Annotated in this window: 26 protein-coding genes; 12 read left to right on the top strand and 14 right to left on the bottom strand. The window is 64.6% G+C overall.

The window, feature by feature from the left end:
- Position 1 precedes the first annotated feature (1 nt).
- The gene (nuoN, locus tag HU751_RS23960) at positions 2–1,471 is read left to right on the top strand and encodes an NADH-quinone oxidoreductase subunit NuoN (RefSeq protein ID WP_038706426.1); all 1,470 of its coding nucleotides are present in this window, start codon (positions 2–4) and stop codon (positions 1,469–1,471) included.
- 145 nt (positions 1,472–1,616) lie between these two features.
- A complete protein-coding gene (locus tag HU751_RS23965; RefSeq protein WP_186734684.1) occupies positions 1,617–3,668 on the top strand; it encodes a TonB-dependent receptor family protein in 2,052 nt (683 codons plus the stop codon).
- Between the two features lie 74 nt (positions 3,669–3,742).
- Here the strand turns inward: HU751_RS23965 and HU751_RS23970 are convergent, their stop codons facing one another.
- The 3 genes from HU751_RS23970 to HU751_RS23975 all read right to left on the bottom strand — a co-directional run bounded on the left by HU751_RS23970 (position 3,743) and on the right by HU751_RS23975 (position 6,094).
- Positions 3,743–4,633, bottom strand: coding sequence for an IS3 family transposase (locus HU751_RS23970; RefSeq protein ID WP_367616959.1), 891 nt, complete (start codon positions 4,631–4,633; stop codon positions 3,743–3,745).
- Positions 4,582–4,890: a transposase gene (locus tag HU751_RS26940; protein ID WP_062574409.1), complete on the bottom strand. Its 309-nt coding sequence runs from the start codon at positions 4,888–4,890 to the stop codon at positions 4,582–4,584. Before HU751_RS26940 ends, HU751_RS23970 begins: the two co-directional genes overlap by 52 nt.
- 139 nt (positions 4,891–5,029) lie before the next feature.
- On the bottom strand, positions 5,030–6,094 hold the full coding sequence (locus tag HU751_RS23975; RefSeq protein ID WP_186734960.1) for an AI-2E family transporter: 1,065 nt from the start codon (positions 6,092–6,094) through the stop codon (positions 5,030–5,032).
- A 124-nt stretch (positions 6,095–6,218) separates the two neighbouring features.
- Here HU751_RS23975 and trhP point away from each other — a divergent pair, with 124 nt between their 5' ends.
- The 5 genes from trhP (at position 6,219) to HU751_RS24000 (ending at position 11,346) form a co-directional block, all read left to right on the top strand.
- Entirely contained in the window at positions 6,219–7,553 is a 1,335-nt protein-coding gene (gene trhP, locus HU751_RS23980; RefSeq protein WP_186734962.1) for a prephenate-dependent tRNA uridine(34) hydroxylase TrhP, read from the top strand.
- A gap of 142 nt (positions 7,554–7,695) precedes the next feature.
- Complete coding sequence (locus HU751_RS23985) at positions 7,696–9,432, top strand: copper resistance system multicopper oxidase (protein WP_186734964.1); 1,737 nt, start codon at positions 7,696–7,698, stop codon at positions 9,430–9,432.
- Positions 9,425–10,330 carry a copper resistance protein B gene (locus HU751_RS23990; protein ID WP_186734966.1) on the top strand — a complete coding sequence of 302 codons (906 nt, stop codon included), beginning with the start codon at positions 9,425–9,427 and terminating at the stop codon, positions 10,328–10,330. Before HU751_RS23985 ends, HU751_RS23990 begins: the two co-directional genes overlap by 8 nt.
- 150 nt (positions 10,331–10,480) lie before the next feature.
- The gene (locus HU751_RS23995) at positions 10,481–10,909 is read left to right on the top strand and encodes a DUF411 domain-containing protein (protein ID WP_186734968.1); all 429 of its coding nucleotides are present in this window, start codon (positions 10,481–10,483) and stop codon (positions 10,907–10,909) included.
- A complete protein-coding gene (locus HU751_RS24000; RefSeq protein ID WP_186734970.1) occupies positions 10,909–11,346 on the top strand; it encodes a YqaA family protein in 438 nt (145 codons plus the stop codon). Before HU751_RS23995 ends, HU751_RS24000 begins: the two co-directional genes overlap by 1 nt.
- Before the next feature lie 56 nt (positions 11,347–11,402).
- On the opposite strand, the gene HU751_RS24005 is transcribed toward HU751_RS24000, so the two are convergent.
- The 11 genes from HU751_RS24005 to HU751_RS24055 form a co-directional block, all read right to left on the bottom strand.
- The gene (locus HU751_RS24005; protein ID WP_186734972.1) at positions 11,403–12,611 is read right to left on the bottom strand and encodes a hypothetical protein; all 1,209 of its coding nucleotides are present in this window, start codon (positions 12,609–12,611) and stop codon (positions 11,403–11,405) included.
- 281 nt (positions 12,612–12,892) lie between these two features.
- Positions 12,893–13,714: a hypothetical protein gene (locus HU751_RS24010; RefSeq protein ID WP_186734974.1), complete on the bottom strand. Its 822-nt coding sequence runs from the start codon at positions 13,712–13,714 to the stop codon at positions 12,893–12,895.
- A 14-nt stretch (positions 13,715–13,728) separates the two neighbouring features.
- On the bottom strand, positions 13,729–14,889 hold the full coding sequence (gene sctE / locus HU751_RS24015; RefSeq protein ID WP_186734976.1) for a type III secretion system translocon subunit SseC family protein: 1,161 nt from the start codon (positions 14,887–14,889) through the stop codon (positions 13,729–13,731).
- A complete protein-coding gene (locus tag HU751_RS24020) occupies positions 14,879–15,385 on the bottom strand; it encodes a SycD/LcrH family type III secretion system chaperone (RefSeq protein ID WP_225933381.1) in 507 nt (168 codons plus the stop codon). Before HU751_RS24020 ends, sctE begins: the two co-directional genes overlap by 11 nt.
- A gap of 8 nt (positions 15,386–15,393) precedes the next feature.
- Positions 15,394–16,266, bottom strand: a complete 873-nt coding sequence (locus tag HU751_RS24025; RefSeq protein ID WP_186734978.1) for a virulence-associated V antigen — start codon at positions 16,264–16,266, stop codon at positions 15,394–15,396.
- 245 nt (positions 16,267–16,511) lie between these two features.
- The gene (gene sctV, locus HU751_RS24030; protein ID WP_186734980.1) at positions 16,512–18,611 is read right to left on the bottom strand and encodes a type III secretion system export apparatus subunit SctV; all 2,100 of its coding nucleotides are present in this window, start codon (positions 18,609–18,611) and stop codon (positions 16,512–16,514) included.
- Positions 18,608–18,937, bottom strand: coding sequence for a type III secretion apparatus assembly chaperone SctY (gene sctY, locus HU751_RS24035; RefSeq protein WP_186734982.1), 330 nt, complete (start codon positions 18,935–18,937; stop codon positions 18,608–18,610). The genes sctV and sctY overlap by 4 nt, the downstream gene beginning before the upstream one ends.
- A gap of 4 nt (positions 18,938–18,941) precedes the next feature.
- Positions 18,942–19,307 (bottom strand): type III secretion apparatus assembly protein SctX, encoded by a 366-nt coding sequence (gene sctX / locus HU751_RS24040; RefSeq protein ID WP_186734984.1) that lies wholly within the window; start codon positions 19,305–19,307, stop codon positions 18,942–18,944.
- A complete protein-coding gene (locus HU751_RS24045; RefSeq protein WP_186734986.1) occupies positions 19,304–19,675 on the bottom strand; it encodes a type III secretion system chaperone family protein in 372 nt (123 codons plus the stop codon). Before HU751_RS24045 ends, sctX begins: the two co-directional genes overlap by 4 nt.
- Before the next feature lie 2 nt (positions 19,676–19,677).
- On the bottom strand, positions 19,678–19,962 hold the full coding sequence (locus HU751_RS24050; RefSeq protein ID WP_186734988.1) for a TyeA family type III secretion system gatekeeper subunit: 285 nt from the start codon (positions 19,960–19,962) through the stop codon (positions 19,678–19,680).
- Positions 19,943–20,785 carry an HrpJ domain-containing protein gene (locus HU751_RS24055; protein WP_186734990.1) on the bottom strand — a complete coding sequence of 281 codons (843 nt, stop codon included), beginning with the start codon at positions 20,783–20,785 and terminating at the stop codon, positions 19,943–19,945. The genes HU751_RS24050 and HU751_RS24055 overlap by 20 nt, the downstream gene beginning before the upstream one ends.
- A 207-nt stretch (positions 20,786–20,992) precedes the next feature.
- Between HU751_RS24055 and sctN the strand changes: the two genes are divergently transcribed.
- Genes sctN through sctR form a run of 5 tightly spaced genes read left to right on the top strand, consistent with a single transcriptional unit; the run spans position 20,993 to position 25,188 of the window.
- Entirely contained in the window at positions 20,993–22,321 is a 1,329-nt protein-coding gene (sctN, locus tag HU751_RS24060) for a type III secretion system ATPase SctN (protein ID WP_186734992.1), read from the top strand.
- Complete coding sequence (sctO, locus tag HU751_RS24065; protein WP_186734994.1) at positions 22,312–22,782, top strand: type III secretion system stalk subunit SctO; 471 nt, start codon at positions 22,312–22,314, stop codon at positions 22,780–22,782. Before sctN ends, sctO begins: the two co-directional genes overlap by 10 nt.
- The gene (locus tag HU751_RS24070) at positions 22,776–23,618 is read left to right on the top strand and encodes a type III secretion system needle length determinant (protein ID WP_186734996.1); all 843 of its coding nucleotides are present in this window, start codon (positions 22,776–22,778) and stop codon (positions 23,616–23,618) included. The genes sctO and HU751_RS24070 overlap by 7 nt, the downstream gene beginning before the upstream one ends.
- Entirely contained in the window at positions 23,615–24,538 is a 924-nt protein-coding gene (gene sctQ / locus HU751_RS24075; RefSeq protein ID WP_186734998.1) for a type III secretion system cytoplasmic ring protein SctQ, read from the top strand. Before HU751_RS24070 ends, sctQ begins: the two co-directional genes overlap by 4 nt.
- Positions 24,535–25,188: a type III secretion system export apparatus subunit SctR gene (gene sctR / locus HU751_RS24080; RefSeq protein ID WP_186735000.1), complete on the top strand. Its 654-nt coding sequence runs from the start codon at positions 24,535–24,537 to the stop codon at positions 25,186–25,188. Before sctQ ends, sctR begins: the two co-directional genes overlap by 4 nt.
- Position 25,189 lies beyond the last annotated feature (1 nt).

Below are 25,189 nucleotides of genomic sequence, written 5' to 3' on the forward strand. Positions count from 1 at the left end.
TATGGAATTCACCACTCAACACTTCATCGCATTGGCGCCGATGCTGATCACCACCATCACCACGGTGGTGGTGATGCTGGCGATCGCCTGGAAGCGCAACCACTCGCAGACCTTCCTGCTGTCCACCGTGGGCCTGAACCTGGCCCTGCTGTCGATCCTGCCGGCGCTCAAAGTCGCGCCGCTAGCGGTCACCTCGCTGGTGACCATCGACAAGTTCGCCTGCCTGTACATGGCGATCATCCTGGTGGCGACGCTGGCCTGCGTCACCCTCGCCCACGCCTATCTGGGCGAAGGCTCCAAGGGCTTCCCGGGCAACCGTGAAGAGCTGTACCTGCTGCTGCTGATGTCGGCACTGGGCGGTCTGGTGCTGGTCAGCGCCAACCACCTGGCCGGCCTGTTCATCGGCCTGGAGCTGCTGTCGGTGCCGGTCTACGGCCTGGTGGCATACGCCTTCTTCAACAAGCGCTCGCTGGAAGCCGGCATCAAGTACATGGTGCTGTCGGCCGCCGGCTCCGCCTTCCTGCTGTTCGGCATGGCGCTGCTGTACGCTGACGCAGGCAGCCTGACCTTCGACCAGCTGGGCAAGGCCCTGGCCGCCACCAGCATGCCAAGCCTGCTGGCGCAGCTGGGCCTGGGCATGATGCTGGTCGGCCTGGCCTTCAAGCTGTCGCTGGTGCCTTTCCACCTGTGGACCCCGGACGTGTACGAGGGTGCTCCAGCGCCGGTCGCCGCGTTCCTGGCCACCGCCAGCAAGGTCGCGGTGTTCGCCGTGGTCGTGCGCCTGTTCATGCTCTCCCCCGCCGCCAGCAGCGGCGTGCTGAGCACCGTGCTGGCGGTGATCGCGGTTGCCTCGATCATCATCGGCAACCTGCTGGCGCTGACCCAGAGCAACCTCAAGCGTCTGCTCGGTTACTCGTCCATCGCCCACTTCGGCTACCTGGTCATCGCCCTGGTCGCCAGCAAGGGCCTGGCCCTGGAGGCCATGGGCGTGTACCTGGTCACCTACGTGATCACCAGCCTCGGCGCCTTCGGCGTGATCACCCTGATGTCCTCGCCGTACGCCGGCCGCGACGCCGACGCCCTGTACGAGTACCGTGGCCTGTTCTGGCGCCGCCCGTACCTGACCGCAGTACTGACCGTGATGATGCTGTCGCTGGCCGGTATCCCGCTGACCGCGGGCTTCATCGGCAAGTTCTACATCATCGCCACCGGCGTCGAGTCGCACCTGTGGTGGCTGGTCGGCGCCCTGGTGATCGGCAGCGCCATCGGCGTGTACTACTACCTGCGCGTCATGGTCACCCTGTACCTGGTCGAGCCGAACCTGCGTCGCCACGACGCCCCGCTGAAGTGGGAACAGCGCACCGGCGGCGTGATGCTGCTGGCCATCGCCATTCTCGCCTTCGTACTGGGCGTGTACCCGCAGCCGCTGCTGGAGATGGTGCAGCAGGCGGGCCTGCAACTGATCGGTTGATCGGCTGCGCGATGTGAAAGAAACCCCGCCTCGGCGGGGTTTCTTTTTGCCTGAAGAAACCACTGCGGTATTACAGATCGACCACTGTGCTTCGTCTGCCCTTTGCAGCGTCAGACTCCCGCACTCGATCTGGAACCCCGTCCCCATGCGCCCCACCCTCCCCTACTCCCTGCTGGCCCTGTTCGTCGCCGGCACCGCCCAGGCCGCCGACCGCGTCGAACTCGACCAGGTGCTGATCCAGGACCGGCAGCAATCCGAACTGGAAGCCGCCGCCGACCAGCTGCGCGAGATACCCGGCGCCAGCAACCTGGTGGACATGGACAAGGTGGGCCAGGGCCGGGTGGCCAGCAACCAGGACGTGCTGGCCTATCAGCCGGGGGTGTTCGCCCAGTCGGCGGGCAACGATGGCATCAAGCTGTCGATCCGTGGTTCGGGCATCAACCGCGCGCCGGGCGCCCACGGCTCGGGCGTGTACACGATGTTCGACGGCCTGCCGCTGACCGGCCCGGGCGGCACGCCCTATGAACTGTTCGAACCGCTGTGGCTGAGCCGCGCCGAAGTGCTGCGCGGCGCCAATGGCTTCGACCAGGGCTCGCTGGCCCTGGGTGGCGCGATCAACTACGTGACCCGCACCGGCCACGATGCCGCGCCCTTGCAGGTGCGCTACGAGGTCGGCAGCCGTGGCTACCAGCGCCGGCACATCAGCTCCGGGCAGGTGCTGGGCAATCTCGACTACTACGTGGCCCTGACCGATGCCGAGTACGACGGCTACCAGGACCACAGCAGCGGCAGCGCCAAGGGCATCGCCGCCAACGTCGGCTATCGTTTCAACCCGAACCTGGAGACGCGCTTCTACCTGCGCTACCGGGAAACCGAGAACGACCTGGCTGGGCGCCTGACCAAGGACCAGATCAAGCACCATCCCCGTGCCGCCAACCCGGCGTACCTGGCCCGTGACGACAGCCGCCCGCAACCGGGCAGCACCTGGGTGGGCAACAAGACCACCTTCTTCCTGGATGACGATTCGCGCCTCGAGGCGGGGCTGGTCTATCACGACTATCCCATGGACCTGCGCGAAGGCCCGATGCGCCTGAAGGTCGCCTACACCGATGTCAGCGGCACGCTGAACTACATGCGGCGCGACACCCTGTTCGGCCACGAGAGCAAGACCACCCTCGGCTGGCGCGCCACCAAGCACCTGCCCAACAGCGGCGCCTCGCAGTTCGCCCGACCCGGCGGCGACAACTTCGGCGCCCGCAGCCGAGATTTCAGCTACCAGGGTTCGGACACTGTGCTGCATGCAGGCAACGACTTGGAGCTGATTCCGAACCTGTGGCTGACCACGGGCCTGGCGATGATCTACACCCGCCGCGAAAGCGACGTCACCTACCCAAGCAGTGGCGGCAAGGTCAGCCAGCATGACTGGGACTATGCCCCACGCCTGGGCCTGCGCTACGACATCCGCCCGGACCTGCAGGTCTACGGCAACCTCAGCCGCTCGGTGGAACCGCCGCACCCGTGGTCGCTGGTCTGGAGTGCGCCAGTCGCCAACCAGCCCATGAAGATGCAAAACCAGACCGCCACCACCCTCGAGCTGGGTGCCCGCGGCGACTCGGCACTGGGGCGCTGGGACCTGGCCTGGTACTACGCCCAGGTACGCCACGAACTGTTGAACGTGGAAGTGGTGCAAGGCTTGCCGTTCAAGGAGTTCAACGCCAGCCCCACCGTGCACCAGGGTGTCGAGGCCGGCCTGGACAGCCTTCTCTGGGAACAACCGGGCACCGGCAAGCTCAGCCTGCGCCAGGCCTACACCTTCAGCGACTTCCACTACCGCGACGACGACAAGTTCGGCGACAACCGCCTGCCCGGCATTCCCATGCACTACTACCAGGCCGAACTGCGCTACGACTGGCCGAGCGGTTTCTACGCCGGGGTTAACACGCAGATGGCCTCCAAGGTGCAGGTGGACTACGCCAACAGCTACCACGCCGACGCCTACGCCCTGCTCGGCGCGCGGCTGGGCTGGGATTCGCCGAAACGGGACTGGCAGACCTGGCTCGACCTGCGCAACCTGACCAACAAGCGTTACGCGGCGACGGTGACGCCGGGGTACAACGACGCCGGGCAGGACATCGCCCGCTCGACGCCCGGGGAAGGGTTCGGGGTGTATGCGGGGGTTTCCTACAGCTTCCGCTGACCCCGGGGGCGCCTTGCGCCCCATTCGCCGGCAAGCTGTTCTGGTCAAGTTTTTCCGGACACCGATTACGGTGATCAAGCCGCCTGCTGCTCCATGGCTATTGGCGACAGGTAGTTGTTGTAGCTGTGGAGCCTGACTCGGTTGTAACGCATGAAGAAGCTGGTCATATCCTGTCTGGCTTCTTCGATCTCTGTGTAGCCCTTAGTGGGCACCCACTCTGACTTGAGCGTGCCGAACAAGCGCTCTGTCGGTGCGTTGTCCCAGCATTGGCCTCTACGACTCATGCTTTGGGTTATGCCATGCTCAAGCAGTTCGGATTGGAAGCGCTGGCTCGTGTATTGGCAACCTTGATCCGAATGAAACATCAAGCCCGTATGCTTGCCTCGTACTTCCACAGCCATTCTCAGTGCTTTGGCGACCAGGTTGGCGTCATTGATCAGAGAAAATGCCCAGCCAACGACCCGGCGGGCGAACAGGTCAATGACCACAGCCAAGTGATACCAGCGCTTTCCGACCATCAGGCTGGTAACGTCGCCGCACCAAACCTGATTGACTGCTGCTGGCCGGAAATTACGTTCAAGGACATTCTTGGCCACAAATGCCTCAACACCTTTAGAGCGATATTGGTGGCGACGGCGCTGCCTGCTGGTCAGGTTTGCCTCCGCCATAAGTCTTCCAGCCAGATACCTTCCCACTTTGAGTTGCTGGGCCTTCAAGTACTGAGAGATCATTCTTGCACCGGCACTTTCTCTGCTTTCAGCATGCAGTTGCACAACCTTTTCCCTGAGCGCATCGCGCTCGGTATCCGGTACTGAGCGGCGATGGAGCCAGTCGTAAAACGCGCTACGGGAAACGCCCAGAACACTGCAAAGCTGGCTGGTCGGATACGAGCCTGACTCTCTCAGCTCCTCGATCAGGAAAAACGACCGGGATCCGACATCAAGAGAGCGGTAGCCTTTTTTAATATTTCGGCCTCGGTCTCCAAGCGTTTGATCTTGGCGCGTAACTGCTGGAGCTCCCGCTGTTCGTCACTAATCGCCTTGGTGCCTGGCACTGGCTGTCCTTTCTGGCGTTCTTTACGAACCTGATCCACCCACCGGCGCAGAGCCGTTGGACCGACGTCCATCGATGCGCAGACGTCGGGAACCGAACAGTTGTCGTCAAGAACCATGCTTGCAGCACGTTGCTTGAACTCGCGGGTATAGGTCTTTCGCTCTTGCATGGAACCTCCTGAATGGGCGAATCATATCGCCCTTAAGAGGTGTCCGGGATCATTAGGCCAGTTCAAGCCGGCTCCCACAGGGACATGCGGTTTCCTTGTGGGAGCCGGCTTGCCGGCGATGGGCTGCGCAGCAGCCCTTTTAGGATGGCAACTGCACCTGCGGCTTGGTCGAGGCAAAGATCGCCCAGCTGGAAATGAACAACGCCGCGATCAACGGCCCGATCACGAACCCGTTGAGCCCGAACACCGCCAGCCCGCCCAGGGTCGACACCAGCACCAGGTAATCCGGCATCCGCGTATCCTTGCCCACCAGGATCGGCCGCAGCAGGTTGTCCACCAACCCGATCACCAACACGCCGAACGCGGTCAGCACGATCCCCTGCCAGATCGCCCCGGCCAGCAGGAAGTACAGCGCCACCGGCCCCCAGACAATCCCCGCGCCCACCGCCGGCAGCAACGACAAAAACGCCATCAGCACCGCCCACACCAGCACGCTGGGAATGCCCAGCACCCAGAAGATCAGCCCGCCCAGCGCACCCTGGGTGATCGCCACCAGCAGGTTGCCCTTGACCGTGGCCCGCACCACGCGCTTGAACTTCAACTGCAGGCGGCGCTTCTGCTGCTCGGGCAACGGCACCGCCTGGCGCACCTTGCGCGCCACCTCCGCGCCCTCGCGCAGGAAGAAGAACAGCAAATAGAGCATGATGCCGAAGCTCACCAGGAACTCGAAGGTGCCCTGGCCGAAGCTGAACGCCTGCCCGGCCAGAAACTGGCTGCCCTGGGTCGCCCACTTGCTGATCTTGTCGCGCAGGCCGTCGAGGTTGCCCATGCCCATGCGGTCGAGGAAATGCTGGGCATAGGTCGGCAGCATGTCCTTGCCGTGTTCGATATAGCCGGCGATATCCAGCTGGCCGCTCTCGATGCGCTGGTACAGCGCGGCGCCCTCCTGTACCAGCAGGGCGCCGATGACGATCACCGGCAGCACGGCGATCAGCAGGCAGGTGAGCAGCGCCGTCGCCGTGGCCAGGTTGCGCCGCCCGCCAAAGCGCAGCAACAGGTGGCGCTGCAGGGGCGCGAAGAGTATCCCGAGGATCACCGCCCAGAAGATCGCGCCGGAGTACGGCAGCAGGATCCAGATGAAGGCGATGGTCACCAGTGCCAGCAGCACGGTCAGGGCTTTGTTCTGCAAGACGGCTTCGTTCATGGGCATTCCTCGAGGGCTCAACAATTTAGTGCCCCGCGCATCGGCAAAAGTGCCGTTGATCCAGATCAATACCTGCGCGGTGCCGCCGTCTTAGCATCCGCGCCTTTTGCCCCCGGTGCGCACCATGACCTCTCCCACCAAGCCCGAACTGCTCGCCCCCGCCGGCACCCTCAAGACCATGCGCTACGCTTTCGCCTACGGCGCCGACGCGGTCTATGCCGGCCAGCCGCGCTACAGCCTGCGGGTGCGCAACAACGAATTCGACCACGCCAACCTGGCTCTCGGCATCCAGGAGGCCCAAGCCCAGGGCAAGCGCTTCTACGTGGTGGTCAACATCGCCCCGCACAACGCCAAGCTCAAGACCTTCCTCAAGGACCTGGCGCCGGTGATCGAGATGGGCCCGGATGCGCTGATCATGTCCGACCCGGGATTGATCATGCTGGTGCGCCAGCACTTCCCACAGATGCCCATCCACCTGTCGGTGCAGGCCAACACGGTGAACTGGGCCAGCGTGCAATTCTGGCAAGGCCTGGGGCTGACCCGGGTGATCCTGTCGCGGGAGCTGTCGCTGGAAGAGATCGAGGAGATCCGCCAGCAGGTGCCGGAGATGGAGCTGGAAGTCTTCGTGCACGGCGCGTTGTGCATGGCCTATTCCGGGCGCTGCCTGCTGTCGGGCTACATGAACAAGCGCGACGCCAACCAGGGCACCTGCACCAACGCCTGCCGCTGGAAATACCAGGCCACCCCGGCCAGCGAGAACGCCACCGGCGATATCGTCCGTGAATGCGAGCCGACCCTGGGCCTTGGCGCGCCGACCGAGCAGGTGTTCCTGCTCCAGGAGTCCAACCGCCCCGGCGAAGAGATGCCGGCCTTCGAGGACGAGCACGGCACCTACATCATGAACGCCAAGGACCTGCGCGCCATCCAGCACGTCGAGCGCCTGGCCCGGATGGGCGTGCACTCGCTGAAGATCGAGGGCCGCACCAAGTCGCACTTCTACTGCGCCCGCGCCGTGCAGTCCTACCGCCAGGCCATCGACGACGCGGTAGCCGGGCGGCCGTTTGACCGCAGCCTGATGAGCAACCTCGAGTCCCTCGCCCAGCGCGGCTACACCGAAGGCTTCCTGCGCCGCCACGTGCACGACGAGTACCAGAACTACCAGCGCGGTAACTCGGTATCCGAGCGCCAGCAGTTCGTCGGCGAGCTGACCGGAGTGCGCGTGGACGGCCTGGCCGAAGTGAAGGTGAAGAACCGCTTCGCCGTGGGTGACCACCTGGAGCTGATGACCCCGCGTGGCAACTACCACTTCGACCTGCACCGCCTGTGCGACCGCCAGCAGCAGGGCATCGAGGTGGCGCCGGGCGACGGCCATGTGGTGTACCTGCCGATTCCCGAGCAGGTCTCGCTGGAGTTCGGCCTGCTGATGCGCGACCTGGAGGGTAGCGAGGCCGCTGCCTGACAAATCTGTAATCCGCGCCTCAGGTGGCTGACAGGCGCTGGCGACGACCATCGGTGTCATTCCCGATCACGGGGCAAGCTCCCACCGTGGGAGCGGGCTTGCCCCGCGATTGGATGGACCTTGCCAGCACCGAGAGCACGCCATGCCACCGACTCCAACCCGCCGCACCTTCGTCAAGGGCCTGGGTGCCGCCAGCGCCCTGGCCGGCCTCGGCCTCTGGCGCCCGCTGGCCCAGGCCGCCGAAGGCCGCCTGCCGCTGCACGACCTGAGCGGCCAGCAGTTCGACCTGTTCATCGGCCAGACCCCGGTCAACATCACCGGCCGCCCACGCACCGCGCAGACCATCAACGCCAGCCTGCCCGGCCCGCAGCTGCGCTGGCGCGAGGGCGACACCGTGACCCTGCGGGTGCGCAACCGCCTGGAGCAGCCCACCTCGATCCACTGGCACGGCATCATCCTGCCGGCCAACATGGACGGCGTGCCGGGCCTGAGCTTCGCCGGCATCGAACCCGGCGGCGACTACCTCTACCAGTTCACCCTGCGCCAGAGCGGCACCTACTGGTACCACAGCCACTCCGGGTTGCAGGAGCAGGCCGGCGTGTACGGCGCCATCGTCATCGAGCCCCGCGAACCCGAGCCGCACCAGTACCAGCGCGACCATGTGCTGCTGTTCAGCGACTGGTCGGACCAGGCGCCGGAAGCGCTGATGGCCACCCTGAAGAAGCAGTCCGATGCCTTCAACTACCACAAGCGCACGGTCGGCGACTTCGTCGACGATGTCGCGGAAAATGGCTGGGGCAAGGCCGTCGACAACCGCTGGGCCTGGGCGAAGATGCGCATGAGCCCGACCGACCTGGCCGACATCAGCGCCGCCAGCTACACCTACCTGCTCAACGGCCAGCCCCCGGACGGCAACTTCACCTGCCTGTTCCAGCCCGGCGAGACCGTGCGCCTGCGCCTGATCAACGCCTCGGCGATGACCTACTTCGACTTCCGCATTCCGGGCCTGAAGCTCACGGTGATCGCCGCCGACGGCCTGCCGGTGACGCCGGTAACCGTGGACGAACTGCGCATCGCCGTGGCCGAAACCTACGACGTGCTGGTCACCGTGGGCGACCTGCCCGCCTACACGCTGTACGCCCAGAGCATGGACCGCACCGGCTTCGCCCGTGGCACCCTGGCCCGCGCGGCGGGTCTGCAAGCCCCCGTACCCGAGCCGGACCCGCGTCCGGTGCTGACCATGGACGACATGGGGCACGGCGGCATGGGCGGGATGGACCATTCGAACATGCCGGCGATGGACCACGGCAACATGGCGGGCATGGACCACTCGAACATGGCCGGCATGGCCATGATGCAAGGCCACCCTACCAGCGAGACCGATAACCCGCTGGTGGACATGCAGACCATGGCCCCCCGGGCCAACCTGGCCGATCCCGGCATTGGCCTGCGCGGCAACGGCCGCCGAGTGCTGACCTACGCCGACCTGCGCAGCCCCTACCCCGATCCGGACGGGCGCGAACCGTCGCGGGACATCGAGCTGCACCTGACTGGCCACATGGAACGCTTCGCCTGGTCGTTCGACGGCATCAAGTTCAGCGATGCCGAGCCGCTACGCCTGAAATACGGCGAGCGGGTGCGCATCACCCTGGTCAACGACACCATGATGACCCACCCCATCCACCTGCACGGCATGTGGAGCGACCTGGAGGATGAACAAGGGCGCTTCCTGGTGCGCAAGCACACCATCGACATGCCCCCCGGCAGCCGGCGCAGCTACCGTGTCAGCGCCGATGCCCTGGGCCGCTGGGCCTATCACTGCCACCTGCTTTACCACATGGAGACCGGCATGTTCCGCGAGGTACGGGTCGATGAATGAGAACCGCAACCGCCACATCGTCACCGGTGTCGCGCTGATGGCCTTGCTGGCCAGTGAACGGGCCCTCGCCGCGGGCATGGATCACATGAACCATGGCGCCATGCCGATGGACCACGGCCAGATGAACCATGGCAGCATGCCCATGGACCACAGCCAGATGAACCACGCGGCGGCCCCCCCCAGCCAACCACGCACACCGCTGCCGGTGATCACCGATGCCGATCGCCGCGCCGCCTTCCCGCCGTTGCCGGGACATCAGGTGCATGACCGGGCGACCAACTGGGCGGTGATCGTCGACCAACTGGAGTACCAGAACTTCGAAAACAGCAGCGCCCTGAACTGGAACGCCACCGCTTGGGTCGGCGGCGATATCGACCGCCTGTGGCTGCGCACCGAGGGTGAACGGGAACAAGGCAAGACCCACAAGGCCGAGCTGCAGGCCCTCTGGGGCCATGCCATCAGCCCCTGGTGGGAACTGGTCGGCGGCGTGCGCCAGGACTTCAAGCCCGCCAGCGGCCAGAGCTGGGCCGCCTTCGGCATCCAGGGCACGCCGCTCTACGGCCTGGAGCTGGAGGCCACCGCCTACGCCGGCGAGCGACAGCAGACCGCGCTGCGCCTGGAGGCCGGTTACGCTATGCTGCTGACCAATCGCTGGATCCTCGAACCGACTGTCGAAGCCAATTTCTTCGGGCGCAACGATGCCGGGCGCGAACAGGGCTCGGGGCTGGCCGAAAGCGAAGTGGGCCTGCGCCTGCGCTACGAGATCAGCCGTGCGTTCGCGCCCTATGTCGGGGTCAGCTTCAACCGCCTGCACGGCAACCGTGCCGACCAGGCTCGGGAGGATGGCGAGGACATCGGCCAGACCCGGCTGGTGGCCGGGGTTCGCCTGCGTTTCTAATGTTTGACGCCGGCCCTGTAGGAGCGGCTTTAGCCGCGATGCAGGCACCGCGGTGTGTGGCACCCGCTTTGCGGGTGATCGCGGCTAAAGCCGCTCCTACAGGGCCGGCGCTGATTAACTCGATGTGTTTAGTTTCACAGGAGCTCCACCATGCTGCGCAAACACCTGCTCACCCTCGGCCTGCTGGCCGTCACCGGCCTGGCCCAGGCCGCCGAGACCATCGATGTCTACCGCGACCCCAACTGCGGTTGCTGCAAGGAATGGATCAAGCACCTGAGCGACAACGGCTTCACCGTCAACGACCACGTCGAGCCAAACATGAGCGCGGTCAAGCAGCGCCTGGGCGTCGAGCCGCGCCTGGCGTCGTGCCACACCGGGGTGATCGACGGCAAGTTCGTCGAAGGCCATGTACCGGCGGAGCAGGTGCGCCTGCTGGCCAAGCGCGACGACCTCAAGGGTATCGCGGTGCCGGGCATGCCCATGGGCTCGCCGGGCATGGAGATGGGTGACCACAAGGACGCCTACCAGGTCATCGGCGTGACCCGGGATGGCCAGGACACCGTGGTCGCCAACTACTGATGCTCAGCCTCGGGGCGCTGTTCCTCAGCGCCTTCGGCGCCGCCACCCTGTTGCCGCTGCAGTCCGAAGCGGTGCTGGTCGGGCTGCTGCTTCGCGAACCGAGTGCCTGGGCGACCCTGCTGCTGGTGGCCACGCTCGGCAACGTGCTCGGTTCCATCGTCAACTGGCTGCTGGGCCGGGCCATCGAGCACCTGCGCGAACGCCGCTGGTTCCCGTTCAGCGCCAGCCAGCTGGAACGCGCCCAGCGCCGCTACCAGCGCTGGGGCCAGTGGTCGCTGCTGCTGAGCTGGATGCCGGTGATCGGCGACCCGCTGACCTTGATCGCCGGGATCATGCGCGAGCCGTTCTGGCGCTTCGTGCTGTTGGTCACCCTGGCCAAGGGCGGGCGCTATATCGTGGTGGCGATGATCACCCTGGGCTGGTTTCACACGGGGTGATCAGGCGGGAATTCGAAGTGCTGGCTGGAGCCTGCAGGCTCCAGCCAGCGTTACGCTCAAGCCGCGTCTGCGGCCTGCAGGTTGCCGAGCAGGCGTGCTGCCATGTCCAGCTTCTTCTGCAACGTGTCCACGAACGAGAGCGCGGAGTGGGCCTGCAACAGATTGGCCTCCATCTTGCGCTCCCCGAAGAGGTCGCCGTAGGAGTGGGACTGCCCTATCGCCGTATGGTCCAGGACCATTGAAGCGATTGCCTTTTCGGCAGCACTGCCATGTTCGGCCAGATGCTCCAGGTGCTCAAACGACTGCGAGAGCGGACTGGTCGGCCGCTGCAGCGAATGCATGGTTGCGTTGAAGTCATTGCGTGTCGGCAAAGCCGCCTCATCGTCAATCTTGACAAAACCGAGCTTGACGGCCTTCAACGACGTTGCCGGCTCAGACTGTCCGCTGATCGTCGCGTCATAAATCGCTTCAGGCCCCACAGGCTGTGCAGTGCTCGCTCCGGCCAAAGTGCCAGTCATCAGCACAGGAGCATCCTCGCTTGAATCCACAACGACAACTGCCGCCACCGCATCAGGCTTCTGGGCGAACAGTTCGATGAATTCGGCATCGACCTCTTTGACAAACTCCACCACCGCTTCAGGTCCCACCTGCTCGGGGTCCGGAAACTCGGTAAATCGCGAAGCCAGGAAAATCACCGCATCGAGCACCTTGGCGGCAGCCATCGGGTCGTTCTGCACAAGCGCGATATTGTCCGGAGACTGGGCTCCAATCAGGGAGTATCCGCCGACTATATCGACCTTGTTGATACTTGTCTCGACCTTAAGCTCAGGCACAAGCCGGCCCAGCTGGTCGATATTCGACAACAGGCAGGTAGCCGTACGCATGATATTGCTACCCGTGAGCTGTCCCGCATAACTGGCCATGAACTGCTCGGTTGGCAGACTCTCCTGCTCGACCAATATTCCGTTTGCCTGCGACCTCATGACATCTGGCAACCCCTTTGCCCACTGCTGGTTGTGCGAGTGCATATCACCTTGCGACAAATCCGCGGCCTGATTTCCACCCGTCGCCACACCAGGACGAAAGCCAAAGAACTCGGCAATCGCAATGAACAGGCGCATCAGAATACCGCACTTCTGCGGTTCCTCGTGGCGTGCCAGGCGCTGCGCCGACTCGCTGGTTTTCACCTGTGAGCAGTCACTGCTCTCGTTGACGGGGTCCAGGTCGGCGCCACATACCCAACTGGTTGAAACCGATTCGATCATCGTGCAAACCTCATCTTGCAGCATCGTTAGGCTTGAGAAAAAGACCGCTCTCACACCCGCAAGAGCAGAGGTCTTCTCCGAAGTTTCTTGCCTCCAACATGACGGAAGCTGAGTGAACGATACCGACGCCGCGCAGCGGGCCCCATCAGCCCTTATCGCCTTTTTTGCACTTTTCGACTGTCACCTGCCAGACACGCTTTCCGTAGATCCGCAGACATGAAAAAGCCGCAAGGGCCAACGCCCTTGCGGCTCGCAACATCCTTTCAAGCAGCCTGGTGTATTCAGGCCATGATGCCTGCCGCCCTGATCCCCTGGTTATCATTGCGCAGGATTTCCTGGATCAGCTGACGCACCTGGTCGATCATCTTCGCCAAATCATCGGTACAGCGCTGGAACAACTCCTTCTGGTTGCCGGCAACTGCCGCCTCGAGTTCCTGCTCCTTGGCCCAGACATCCTGCAACGACTTGATGGCATGGGCGATGCCCGTGCCGAAGGCGGCGCCACTCTGGGCCACGCCATTGAGGGTGTGCAGCGTGGTGTTGCGGGTGTCGATGGCGTTCTGCAGGTGCTTGACCTCGATACGGTTCTCGGCAATCAGCTGTTTCGAAGCCATCGCCACCTCACCGGGCTTGGCATACTCGGCAGCATGGCTGGCTTGTTCCAGGCCCTTGATGGTCCGCGCATCTCCCAGGTTCCTGAGCATGCCGGTGGTGCCGCTGGCCAGGGTGAACATACCCAATGCTCCACTGACGGCCGCCGAGGCGAACAGCGCGTTGCTGGCGGTTCTCATCCAGCCGATCTGTTCCTTGCTCGCCAGCACACTGACTTCGGCCTGGGTCCTGCGCCCTTGCGCGTTACCATCACGCACCTGCATGGCGGCCCGAAGAATGGCCAGCAGGCTCTCCAGGTCCTGGCTGCAGGGCGTGGCCTGCGGCGTATCCAGGCTTACCCGCCCTTGTTTCTCGGCAAGTGCCGTGCTTGTCGCCGCGCAGGACATGGCCAGCATCGTCCACAGCGGCTGCCCCGCCTTTTGCCCCTCGGTGACCGGCAGGTGGGCATCCATGTGGAACGAATGATCGATGGTGGAAATGGACAGACTCATGATTGACTCCTTGATCAGGCAATGACGTTTCGGCAAGCGATATCGGCGCAGGCTTTGCTGCGGTTGTTCAACAGTTCCAGCAATTGCTCGAAGCGTTGCTCCTTCCCCGCGAGCAGTTGTTCAAGCGCCTTGGCCAACTGCTCGAGAAAACTGTGCCCTTGGTCCAGTTGCAGGCGCATCTCTGCCAGCTGTGCCTCGCTGCGCAGCGCCAGCCCCTGCATGACCGAACTGGCCGCCTGCCCGGCGCTGGACAGCGTGGTGGTGGCCATGCTGGCGCCGGTCAGGGTCATCTGCAGCTTGGCCTGGGTGCCCGCGCTGGCGGTCGAGGTGACCCCGGTGGAGGCGGCGCTCTGGATCTTCTGGCCCACCGACAGGACCGTCTGCGCGACCTTGCCACTCACCTTGCCAGCCACCCGGGCGGCGACCACCGCGAGGCTGCCGCCGCAGGTCAGCACCACCGAGGCCAACGCCAGGGCGACCTCCACCGCCATCAGCACCGGCCCGAGGTACTTCATCACTTCCTTGGAGATGTGTCCGTCCTCGGCCGCCTGGTTCAACGACATGGACACCACGCCCATGACGCCACCAGCGATCATCAGCGCGCCCGCGACGGCGCCCAGGCCAGTCGCGACCATGACGGTCCCCACCACAATGGACACGATGGCCGCGGCCCAGCCGAAGACCTTGGCGAACACGCTCGCCGTGCCAGCATCCTGGTGCCGCTGGGCCACCTCCTCCATCTTCTGCGCGTTGAGCGCCATCTGCTGGCGGTTCTGTTCGGTGAGCTGACGTACCTGCTGCAGGTTCAGCTCGGTCTGGCGAGCACCCAACTGGCTCAGCAGTTCGGTGAGGCGGATATCCAGTTCGGCGTCGGATATATCCCCGGCGAGTTGGCCGAGGATCAATGCACCGATATCAGGTACCGCGACCAACACCGGTTGCATGAGGCCTTCAGCATCGACCAGCTTATCGAGTACCAGCCCCTGCTGCTGTCCCGTTGCCAGTGGCGCTGGAGGATCCAGCCGGACGCTCATGTCTGGCTTGGTCGTTGTGACTCCAGACGGTGTGCCGGTCTCGCTGGGCAACTGGATCGCCATGCCCGGCAGCGGCGTTTCCGATTCGATTTCAGTCGGCATCAAGAGCGACTGTTCCACAGACAGAAGTTCAGCTCGCATGACGTGCGTCCTCCTTCTGCTGCAGGGCCTCGAGCAGCACCTGTGCCTGACCTGCCAGACCGGCATGCTCGCTGCCCACCGCCAGGACCTGCGCCTGCTCGTAACCGCTGCGCGCCGAGGCAAGGTCGCCCAGCTGCTGGTGGCATTGCGCGGCATGGAAGGTGAAACGCGGGTCCTGCGGCGCGAGCATCGCGCCATAGGCATAGGCCGGCAATGCATCCTGGTAGCGCTCGAGGGCCTGATACGCACCTGCCACGCCCAGAAACGCCCGGGGGTCATAGTGGTCGAGTGCCGCCAGCCCCTTGAACAGCGTCAGCGCATCGTCCAGCCGACCCGCCTGGTAGAAGTTGAACGCCTGGGCATAGAGCGTTTCCAGTTGCGCCACGCAGACTCCGCGCAGCATGGCGAAGGTACCGCCATCGCCGAAGAAGCGCTCGATCGCATCGACGTTGTTGGCATCGGCATCGTCGCCGGCCATCTGTTGTACTGCCGTCATCACCTACCTCAGTTCTGCAGAATCTTGGACAGCATCGAGAACCAGGTCTCGACGAACTTCATCATCACCTCGGTGGAGGTGGTGTAGCGCGAGCCTACGTCGTTGAGCAGGGTGGTCTGTTCGGTCACCTTGTCGTTGACGATGCGGGTGCGGTCGCTCAGGGCCTGGGAGAAATTGGCCAACGGGTTGTTATCCTTGTCCCAGGTGTACTGCGCTTTCAGGTCGGTCATCGGTCCACTGACCTTTTGCAGGCGGCTACCGCTTTCATTCGGCGAAGTTGCGGATTGCATGCCCTCGAGGAAATGCCGTACGGTGACGACCGCAGAGCCGTTGAAGGCGGCCTTGAACGTGTCCAGGCTCGCGAGCAGTCGATGCTCGGGACTCTTCTCCCAACTGTCTGCATCAAGGTCGTACAAGGTCCGGTCGAAGAGGTTGAAGCTTGGATCTTCCAGCCTGAAGGTGCCCTTGTCGGCCATCACCACGTTGACCTTCGACTGGATCACGCTGAAGATCTTCAGCTCCGCCGTGAGGCACTTGAGCTGCTCGCTGAGCTCGGTGCGTTCGGCTTTCTGCTTGCGCATGCGCAGGCCCATCGCCGCCATCACCAGCTCGTCCATGCGCAGGCGCTCGCCCAGGTTCTGCAACTGCAAGGGTGCGCCGGGCAACCAGCCGGCATAAGCCTCGAGCAACTGGCAAAGCGCATCGACATGCTGCTCCGGCAGCGGTCGCGCCAGCAGGCCCTCGAAATAAGCACGGCTCTGCGCCAGGCGCGCCTGTCCCTCGGGGCCCAGTAACTGCTCGATGGCCTGCGCCCGAAACGCCAGGCTCAGTGGCTGCCCTTGGTCGCCCACGGCCATGATCCCGTGCTGATCCAGAATCACTTCCAGCCGCTTGATGTCTCTCCAGGTGTCCGGTGGTGCGACACGGTCCACATACGGCAATGGGACAGGACGACTACTTGATTCAATAGAACTGCTCATCATCTGTATCCGGTTGGCCAGGTACCCTTCTTGGCGCAAGGCCGGGGTACATGCAGATGAAGTCTATTGAGAGGCGAGCGGCCGCTCCGTCAGGCCCGGCCGCGATTTTGTAGTTTATGGGTACGGAATCTGACGCCAGCATGGCGTCAGCCGATGCGCCCCAGCGGCTGGATATTGATCTGCGTGGTGAGCTCCTGGAACGACAGCACCGGCAGGTCGAAATAGATGCCCTCGACCAGCTTGCGTACATAGCGGCGGATATCCATCGACACCACCAGCACGGGCCTGGCCTGGGCATCGTGCAGATCGCCCACCACGGCTTTCACCTGGGCGAGAAAGGCATCGCTCTGCGCCGGTTCCAGGGCCAGGTAGCTGCCGGCGCTGGTCTGGCGGATGCCGTTGCGGATCATCTCCTCGGCCGCCGGGTCCAGCAGGTAGGCCGGCAGCAGGTTGTGGCCGCTGGCGTACTTGTAGCAGATGTAGCGCTTGAGGCTGCTGCGCACGTACTCGGCCAGCTGCACCACATCCTTTTCCTTCTGCCCCCACTCCACCAGGGCCTCGAGGATCGAGCGCATGTTGCGGATCGAAATGCCCTCGCCCACCAGCCGCTGGAACACCTCGGTGATGCGCTGCAACGGCAGGATGCGCTGCACTTCCTTGACCAGCTCGGCATAGCCCTGCTCCATCTGCTCCAGCAGGTAGCGGGTCTCCTGGATGCCGATGAAGTCCCCGGCGTACTCGCACAACACCTGGGACAGGTGCCAGGCGAGCACCTGGTCGATCGCCAGGAAGGCGCATCCGGCGCGTTCCAGGCGCTCGCGCTGGGCCTGCTCGACCCATAGCGCCGCACGCCCTGGCTGCAGGGCTTCACCTTCCTCGTAGGGCACGCCGATGAGCGCCAACTGGCTGGGCTTTTCCTGGACCAGCAGCCGTTCCGGCATCAGCCTGCCACGCGCCACCGGCACTTCCTGCAACAGGATGCGGTACTCGCCGGGACCGAGCGCGCTGCTGAAACGCAGGCGGATGCCGGGAAACGGCACGCCATGATCCAGGTACAGCGCCTGGCGCACCCGCGCCAGCTCATCGTTCAGCGAAGCGGCCTCCAGCGCGGCTTGCAGGCTGCTGTCCACATCGATGAGCAAGGGCACCGTCAGGGCGAACGCTTGCGCGTCAGCGGCAGTCTTCGTCTTGCCGGAAGGCTTGAGCGTGGGGGCGCCAGCACCCTTGGCCAGCAACGCCGGCAGGCCACCGCTCTGCTGCCGGCCATCCTCCTCGATGCGTCGCTGGCGGATCGCCCACCAGCCACCGCCGCCGACCAACAATGCCAGGGTGAAGAAAGTAATCGTCGGAAAGCCTGGGATAATGCCGAACAGTGCCAGCAGCGCACCGCCGATCATCAAGGCCTTGGGTTGCGCCATCACCTGGCTGCCGATGTTCGCCCCCAGGTCGCGCGCCCCTTCGCCGTCGCGGGTGACGATGATGCCTGCGGTAATGGCGATCAGCAGCGCCGGCACCTGGCTGACCATGCCGTCGCCCACGGTAAGCACCGCATAGAGCTGCAAGGCATCCCCCGCCGTCATGCCCTTCTGCATTACGCCGATGGCCAGCCCCGCCAGCAGGTTGACGACGATGATCACCAGGCCGGCGATGGCGTCGCCCTTGACGAACTTCATCGCCCCGTCCATGGCCCCGTACATCTGGCTGGCCTTCTCCACCTCGCCACGGCGCTCTCGGGCCTCGTTGACGTCGATGACCCCGGCACGCAGGTCGCCATCGATGCTCATCTGCTTGCCCGGCATGGCATCGAGGGAAAACCGCGCGCTGACCTCCGCCACCCGCTCGGCGCCCTTGGTGATGACCAGGAACTGCACGATGGTGATGATCAGGAACAGGATGCAGCCCACCACCAGGTTGCCGCCGACCACGAAGTCGCCGAAGGTCTGCACGATCTGCCCGGCGTCGGCCTCCAGCAGGATCATCCGCGTGGTGCTGATCGACAGCGCCAGGCGAAACAAAGTGGTGACCAGCAGCACCGAAGGGAACACCGAGAAATGCAGCGGCGAGACGACGTACACCGACATCATCATCAACACCACGGCGATGGTCATGTTCAGGGCGATCAGCAGGTCCAGCAACAGCGGTGGCAACGGCAGGATCATCATGAACACCACCGCCAGCAGCATCACGGCCAGCATCAGGTCCTTGCGCGCGCCAATATGGCCGAGCATCCGGGTCAAGGTGTTCATGGGCGTTCCTTGCGTCGCAGGTACTCGGCGAAGGTGGCCTGTGCCTGCTCAAGGCGGCCCGCCATCTGCTGCGCCTGGCTCAGGCACAGCCACAGGGGTGCCTGCTGCTCGCCGGCGTCTCGCAGCGCCAGGCACTGCTGCTCGGCACGCGCCCAGTCACCCAGCTCCAGCGCCGCCACCACCGAGGCGCGCCTGCCGGCGAGGTGAGCGGGCTCAATCCGCAACAGCACCTCAAGCAAGGTTTGCGCCTCCTCGGGCCGGCCGCATCGCAGATGCAGCCAGGCCAACAGCTGCAGGACATCACGCTGTTCAATCGTCAATTGCATCTCTTCATACCTTGAGCAGAAAGTTCGCGTAGCGCTCCAGCATGTGCCGGTCGGCCAGCAGATCTTGCAGCAGCACCGCTGCCTGGCGCTCCTCGCAGGCCTGGGTGTCGAGAAGCTGCTTCGCCAGGGAATCCAGTGTCGTGGCGAAGCGCTGCGGGTCGTACAGGGCGCGCAGCTCATGCTCGGGACTGGCGTACGACAGGCGCAGGCGTGCCATCTGCTGCTGCGGGTACAGTTCCCGCAGATGAGCCTGCACGGGTTGTCCCGGCATCGACAGCGGTTCGCCCGCCGAGCGAGGGCGTGCTGTGTCGGCTGCCAATGATGACAACCACAGGTCATGGGGCTGCCCGGCTCGCTCGATCACGCTCATGCCGCGAGCACTTCGGCGCGCACTCGCAACAACAGCCGATAGGCCTCATGCAGTCGCTGTTCGGTCACCCGGCATTCATCGAAGCTGACCAGAAACACCAGATGGTCGTCAGGCAGCATGCCGCAACGCAGCAACTGACCAGGTGCCTGCTGGTCATGGACATGCCTGAGCGCACTCGACATGGCGTGCTCGAACAATGCTCCCTGCACGGTAAAACTCAGCCACAGCGTCAACTGGCCCGCCAGTCGCTCGAACTGCAAAACACCGATGTCCGGGAACTCCAGGTGTAGCAACGTTTCCGGCAGATGTGCCAGCAGCACGCCCTGATCGCGGCAGAACCGGGCGATGGCCTCGGAACAAGGGTCCATGCTCACTCCTCCTGCCCGCCACGCAGCGACGCTTCCTCATCGTCGATGAGGCGGTCCATGGTCAACTGACAGACTGTCAGCAGGTGCTCGCGCTGGGTCTCATCACTGAAGACCTGCAGGGGCAGCAGCCGAAAGATGCGCTGCAGTTCCCGCAGGCAGTGAACACGTTGAACGCCAGGAGCGAGCGGCAGCGCGGCGAGCAGGCGCAGGATGTCCTGCTCGCTGACCCAGCGCTTGTCGATCAGCGCCAGCAGGTCGCTGACCAGGTCAGAAGGCCCGTACGCCACTGGGCTCTCCGGCAAGCTGGCGGAACAGCGCGACCGTATCGCCTTCCAGTTTCTTGAGGGCCTGCACCAGCTTCATGTCACTGATGACCTGCTGCAGCTGGTTGCTGTCCAGGTACGAGGACGGCCCACTGATATGACTGGCCAGGCCGTTGAGCATGAACTGGGCGATATCGCCGATGGCCGCATCGCCGAAGCGTGTCCGCAGGTCATCCCAAGCGTGCCTGAGCCCGCGATAACCGCACAGGAAGTCGCGATAAACCTCGCGCAGCGCGGCCACCTCGGCGACACCCTGCTCCTGGGTCGCCTGGGCCAGCGGACCGATCTCGATCCCCAGCGCGATCGCCTGGCCCTGCGTTTGCGCCATGCTTGCCATGACCTGGTCCAACGTGTCGAGCGCCCCACTGCCATCAGCCGTCTTGCCCAATGCGTCGCGGGCATAGGCCAAGGCCAGGTAGCGATGGCAGGCCTCGCCGGAAAAACCATCCAGGCGTGCTTCCAGCTCGCCCGACGTCAGGCTGGGATGCTGACGCAACCAGGCCACCAGCGCCTCCAGGGCGCGGCGCTGGACATCCGGCACCTTGGCCAGCATCTCCTCGGCCGCCTGGCCCGTCTGCAGCCCATGCTGGCGCGCATCGGTGACGCGGCTGCGGGTACTGAGCCGGGCATTGGCCAACGACGAGAAGGCCATCGACACCTCCTCCGCCATCTCGGCCTGCTGCCCCATCGGGGTCACTTGCCGCGCCTGAAGGGTTGCCTGCGTCTCCCAGCCGCCCTCCATGGCCACCCTCGGGTCAACCCGGGCAAAGCCGATGACTTCGCTCATCCCCACCTCACATCGAAATAAATGAATGAGCGGCATGCTAGAGGCAAGCCAGCAGCCGTACTGTCAGCGTCAGGCGCTTCTTTTTAGCCTGCCGACACGCGCAACACGTAGCGACCGGCAACTAAAAACATGCGACTCACAGTGAAATCCGTCCCTGGGCAGGCTCCCTAGAATGCTCCCCATCATTCACGCACCCACATCGTTCCCATGTCGCCATCGCTGCTCCAGATTCCCCAGACCCTGAAGTCTGCCGTGAACGGCTCCACCCTGGTCCAGGTCAACGGCAAGGTCTCCCAAGTCACCGGTACCCTGATCCGTGCGCTGGCGCCCGGCGTGCAGGTGGGCGAACTGTGCCAACTGCGCAGGCCCAACCATGAGCAGACGCTGCTGGCCGAGGTCATCGGCCTGCAACAGGACCAGGCGTTGCTCGCCCCTCTGGGCGACATGCAGGGCCTTTGCACGCGCACCGAGGTCTGCCCTACCGGGAGCATGCATCGCGTGGGCGTGGGGGATCATTTACTGGGAACAGTGCTCGACGGCCTCGGCAACCCGCTCGACGGCAGCATGCCGGCCACACCGCAAGCCTGGTACCCGGTACACCGGGATGCGCCGGCGCCCTTGAGCCGCAAGCTGGTCGACACACCCTTGAGCCTGGGCATCCGTTGCATCGATGGCCTGCTCACCTGCGCCGAAGGGCAACGCGTCGGCATCTTCGCGCCTGCCGGTGGCGGCAAGAGCACGCTGCTGGCCTCGCTGCTGCGCAACGCGCAGGCCGACGTGATCGTCCTCGCCCTGATCGGTGAGCGCGGCCGCGAGGTGCGCGAGTTCATTCACCATGAACTCGGCGAACAAGGCCTGCGCCGTGCGGTGCTGGTGGTCGCGACGTCAGACCGTCCGGCGATGGAGCGGGCCCGGGCGGGCTTCGTCGCCACTACCTTGGCCGAGTATTTCCGCGACCAGGGCCGCAAGGTCCTGTTGCTGATGGACTCGCTGACCCGCTTCGCCCGTGCCCAGCGCGAGATCGGCCTGGCCGCCGGCGAGCCGCCGACCCGGCGTGGTTTTCCGCCGTCGGTGTTCGCCCAGTTGCCGCGCCTGCTCGAACGCGCCGGGCACTCGGACAAGGGCTCGATCACCGCGCTCTATACCGTGCTGGTGGAAGGCGACGACCTGAACGAGCCGATCGCCGAGGAAACCCGCTCGATCCTCGATGGCCATATCGTGCTGTCACAGGCGCTGGGAGCGGCCAACCACTACCCGGCCATCGACGTGCTGCGCTCGGTCAGCCGGGTCATGCACCAGGTGGTCAGCCCTGCCCATCGCGCCGCCGCCAGCCAGTTGCGCCAGTGGATGGCGCGCTATGAAGACGTCGAGCTGCTGCTGCGGGTCGGCGAGTACACCCGAGGCCAGGACCCGACCGTGGACCTGGCCATCGACAAGCGCGATGCCATTCGCTCATGGCTGTGCCAAGCACCGCACGAACACAGTTCGCTGCAACAGAGCCTCGAACAACTGCTGGAGATCGCCCGGTGCCCTTGACCGCCCTGTTATCCATCAAGCAACGCCGGCTGCAACGGGCCGAGCGCGAAGCGCGCACTCAGCAGGCACGCTTGCAGGCGGCACAGGCGGACAAGGCGCAATCGGTCGAGGCGCACCTGGCGTATCGGCGGTGGGCCCTCGAGGAAGAGCAGCGCCTGTTCGATGCGCAGGTGGGCCGCCTGACCAACCTGCATGGCCTGGAACACTGGCGTCGGCAGGTCGGTCTGCTCGGTGAGCGCGAAGCGAGCCTGCGTGGCCAGGTGGTGGCCTGCGAGGACGCGCTGATGCGCCAGCACTCGGCACGCCAGCAGGCGCAAGCGAAGCTCGCCAAGGCCAGCCAACAGTTGGACAGTGTCAAGCAGTTGCACGAGCAAGCTTCCCGGCAAAACGCTCGGCGCACAGAGCACAGCCAGGAGCTCGAAGTGGAGGAACGCCATGGCCAGGGAGGTTCTCCATGCTGAACCCCCAGCCTGTCCCTGCGTTGCCGGACAACCCATTGCCTGAAACGCCTGGACTTGGGCCTTGCAACGAGCAGCGACTGTTGTTCGAACACCTGCTGGAAGTTCCACGGCTCAAGCGCAGGGCACCACAGGATACTGGCCATCGACCCGCCCGGGACGAAGCCAGGCCTGAACGCCCTATCACCCCGGTAGTCCTGAACATGGCTGCCTTGATCGCAAAGTGCCCGCCCGCCTGCGCAGCAGAACGACCTGCGCTGATCGAGGATGTCATCGAACGCCCCCTTCCAGAGCCCATGCCAGCGATACCTGATGTAGTCGAGCCAATCTCAATGACCGAGGCAAGTCGTGCCGAGGCGGGCCCTCAAACCGTCCGCGACAGTACCGACAACGTGCCGGATCGCCTGCTACCCAGTGATATCGACCCAATCCTTGCGCCCCTCGCCCCATCGAGCGAGCGCCCCGTGATCGACAGGGTCCTGCCATCAACTGTCGGTGCCCCCGCCCAGGATCTGCAGACGCTTGTGGAGCGCCTGCAATTGCAACTGTTCGCCCGCAGGACTGGCACCCGCGAACAGACCCTGTTGCAGGTGCAGTTACCTCAGCTGGGCCATGTCGAAGTACGCATGAACCCTGCGAGCGCTGGTCTGCAGGTAGAGATCCAGGCTGCGCCGGCCACCCTGCGGCAATTGCAGGTGGCCGGTACGGACCTGCATGAACGCCTGCAACGACTCGATCCCGCGCAGCCGGTCAGCCTCGGCTTCGGCGCAAATGGCGATAGCCAGCAAGGCTCGCGCAACAGGCGCCATGTAGAGGACGAATGGTGGGCCGAACCATGAGTTCACCTGATTTCCCTATGGCTCATCCCTGCGAGCTGAGCCTGCAGCGTTTGCTGAGCCATCGCCAATGTCACTATGCCGACGATGAAGGGCAGGTCTTGCTGGGCGTCACCGTGCCAAGCGATGACCTGGATCTGGCCGTGCTGATCGATTGGCACGGCGTGCCGGCTCGCCTGCTGTGTCGTCAGCAGCAGCTGGCACAATGGCTCGCACCACAGTTGCAGGCAGCCGACTTCGCCAGTCTCCCCTGCGCGCTGCAGCTGGCGGTGCTGCAACGGGATACCCCTCGCCTACCCAGCCTGCAATGCCTGGGCATCGAGCCGGCAGGCGCCATCGAGCGCTCAGCCGGTCTGCAGGTGACGCTGAGAAGCGCGCAAGGCCTGCTGCCCTGCTGGGTACAAGGCGACAGCGAGCACCTACTGGCGGCCTTGCCAAGGCGTCCACTGCGCGAACGCCTGAACATCCAGCTCAACCTCTCGCTGCAGTGGCGCCCCCTCGAACTGACGTTGCACGGCCTGCGCGACCTGGGCACGGGCGACATCCTGCTGCTGCCTGCCGGTACGCCAAGCTCCCCGCGACTGCTGGGCGTACTCGATGGCCAGCCCTGGGCCGAACTGCAACTCGACGCCACACATCTGGAGCTAGTCCGCATGCACGATACCCCCCCTGTGACCGACACCCCGCTGGACGCGCTGGAGCAACTGCCCATCCCGGTCAGCTTCGAAGTCGGCCGCCAGACCCTCGACCTGCACACGCTGTCGACCCTGCAACCTGGAGCGCTGATCGAACTGCACAGCCCGCTGGATGCCCAGGTGCGCATCCTCGCCAACCAGCGCTGTGTCGGCACCGGGCTGTTGGTGCAGATCGACGGCCGCCTCGGGGTACGGGTCGACCGCCTGCTGGAACAGCAACCGACATGATCCAGCTGCCGGACGAACTGAGCCTGATCCTCGGCCTGGCGCTGCTGTCGCTGGTGCCCTTCATCGCGGTCATGGCCACCTCGTTCCTGAAGATGGCCGTGGTCTTCTCGTTGCTGCGCAATGCCCTGGGCGTCCAGCAGATCCCGCCGAACATGGCCCTGTATGGCCTGGCGATCATCCTCAGTATCTACGTCATGGCCCCGGTGGGCATGGCCACCCACGACTACCTGAGCGCCCATCAGACCACCCTCGGCGACGCCCGCTCGGTCGAACGCTTCCTCGACGAAGGCATGACGCCGTTTCGCAGCTTCCTAGATGGCCAGGTCAACGAGCGCGAGCGCGCCTTCTTCCTCGATAGCGCCCGCCAGCTATGGCCCAGCCAGTACGCCGAACGGGTCGATGGCAACAGCCTGCTGGTGCTGCTGCCGGCGTTCACCATCAGCGAGCTGAGCCGGGCCTTCGAGATCGGCTTCTTGATCTACCTGCCCTTCATCGCCATCGACCTGATCATCTCCAACATCCTCCTGGCCATGGGCATGATGATGGTCTCGCCCGTGACCATCTCGCTGCCCTTCAAACTGCTGCTGTTCGTCCTGCTCGACGGCTGGGGGCGGCTCTCTCATGGCCTGGTGCTGAGCTACGGAGGCTGAC

The sequence above is a fragment of the Pseudomonas peradeniyensis genome, assembly GCF_014268935.2.
In the GTDB taxonomy this organism is placed as follows: domain Bacteria; phylum Pseudomonadota; class Gammaproteobacteria; order Pseudomonadales; family Pseudomonadaceae; genus Aquipseudomonas; species Aquipseudomonas peradeniyensis.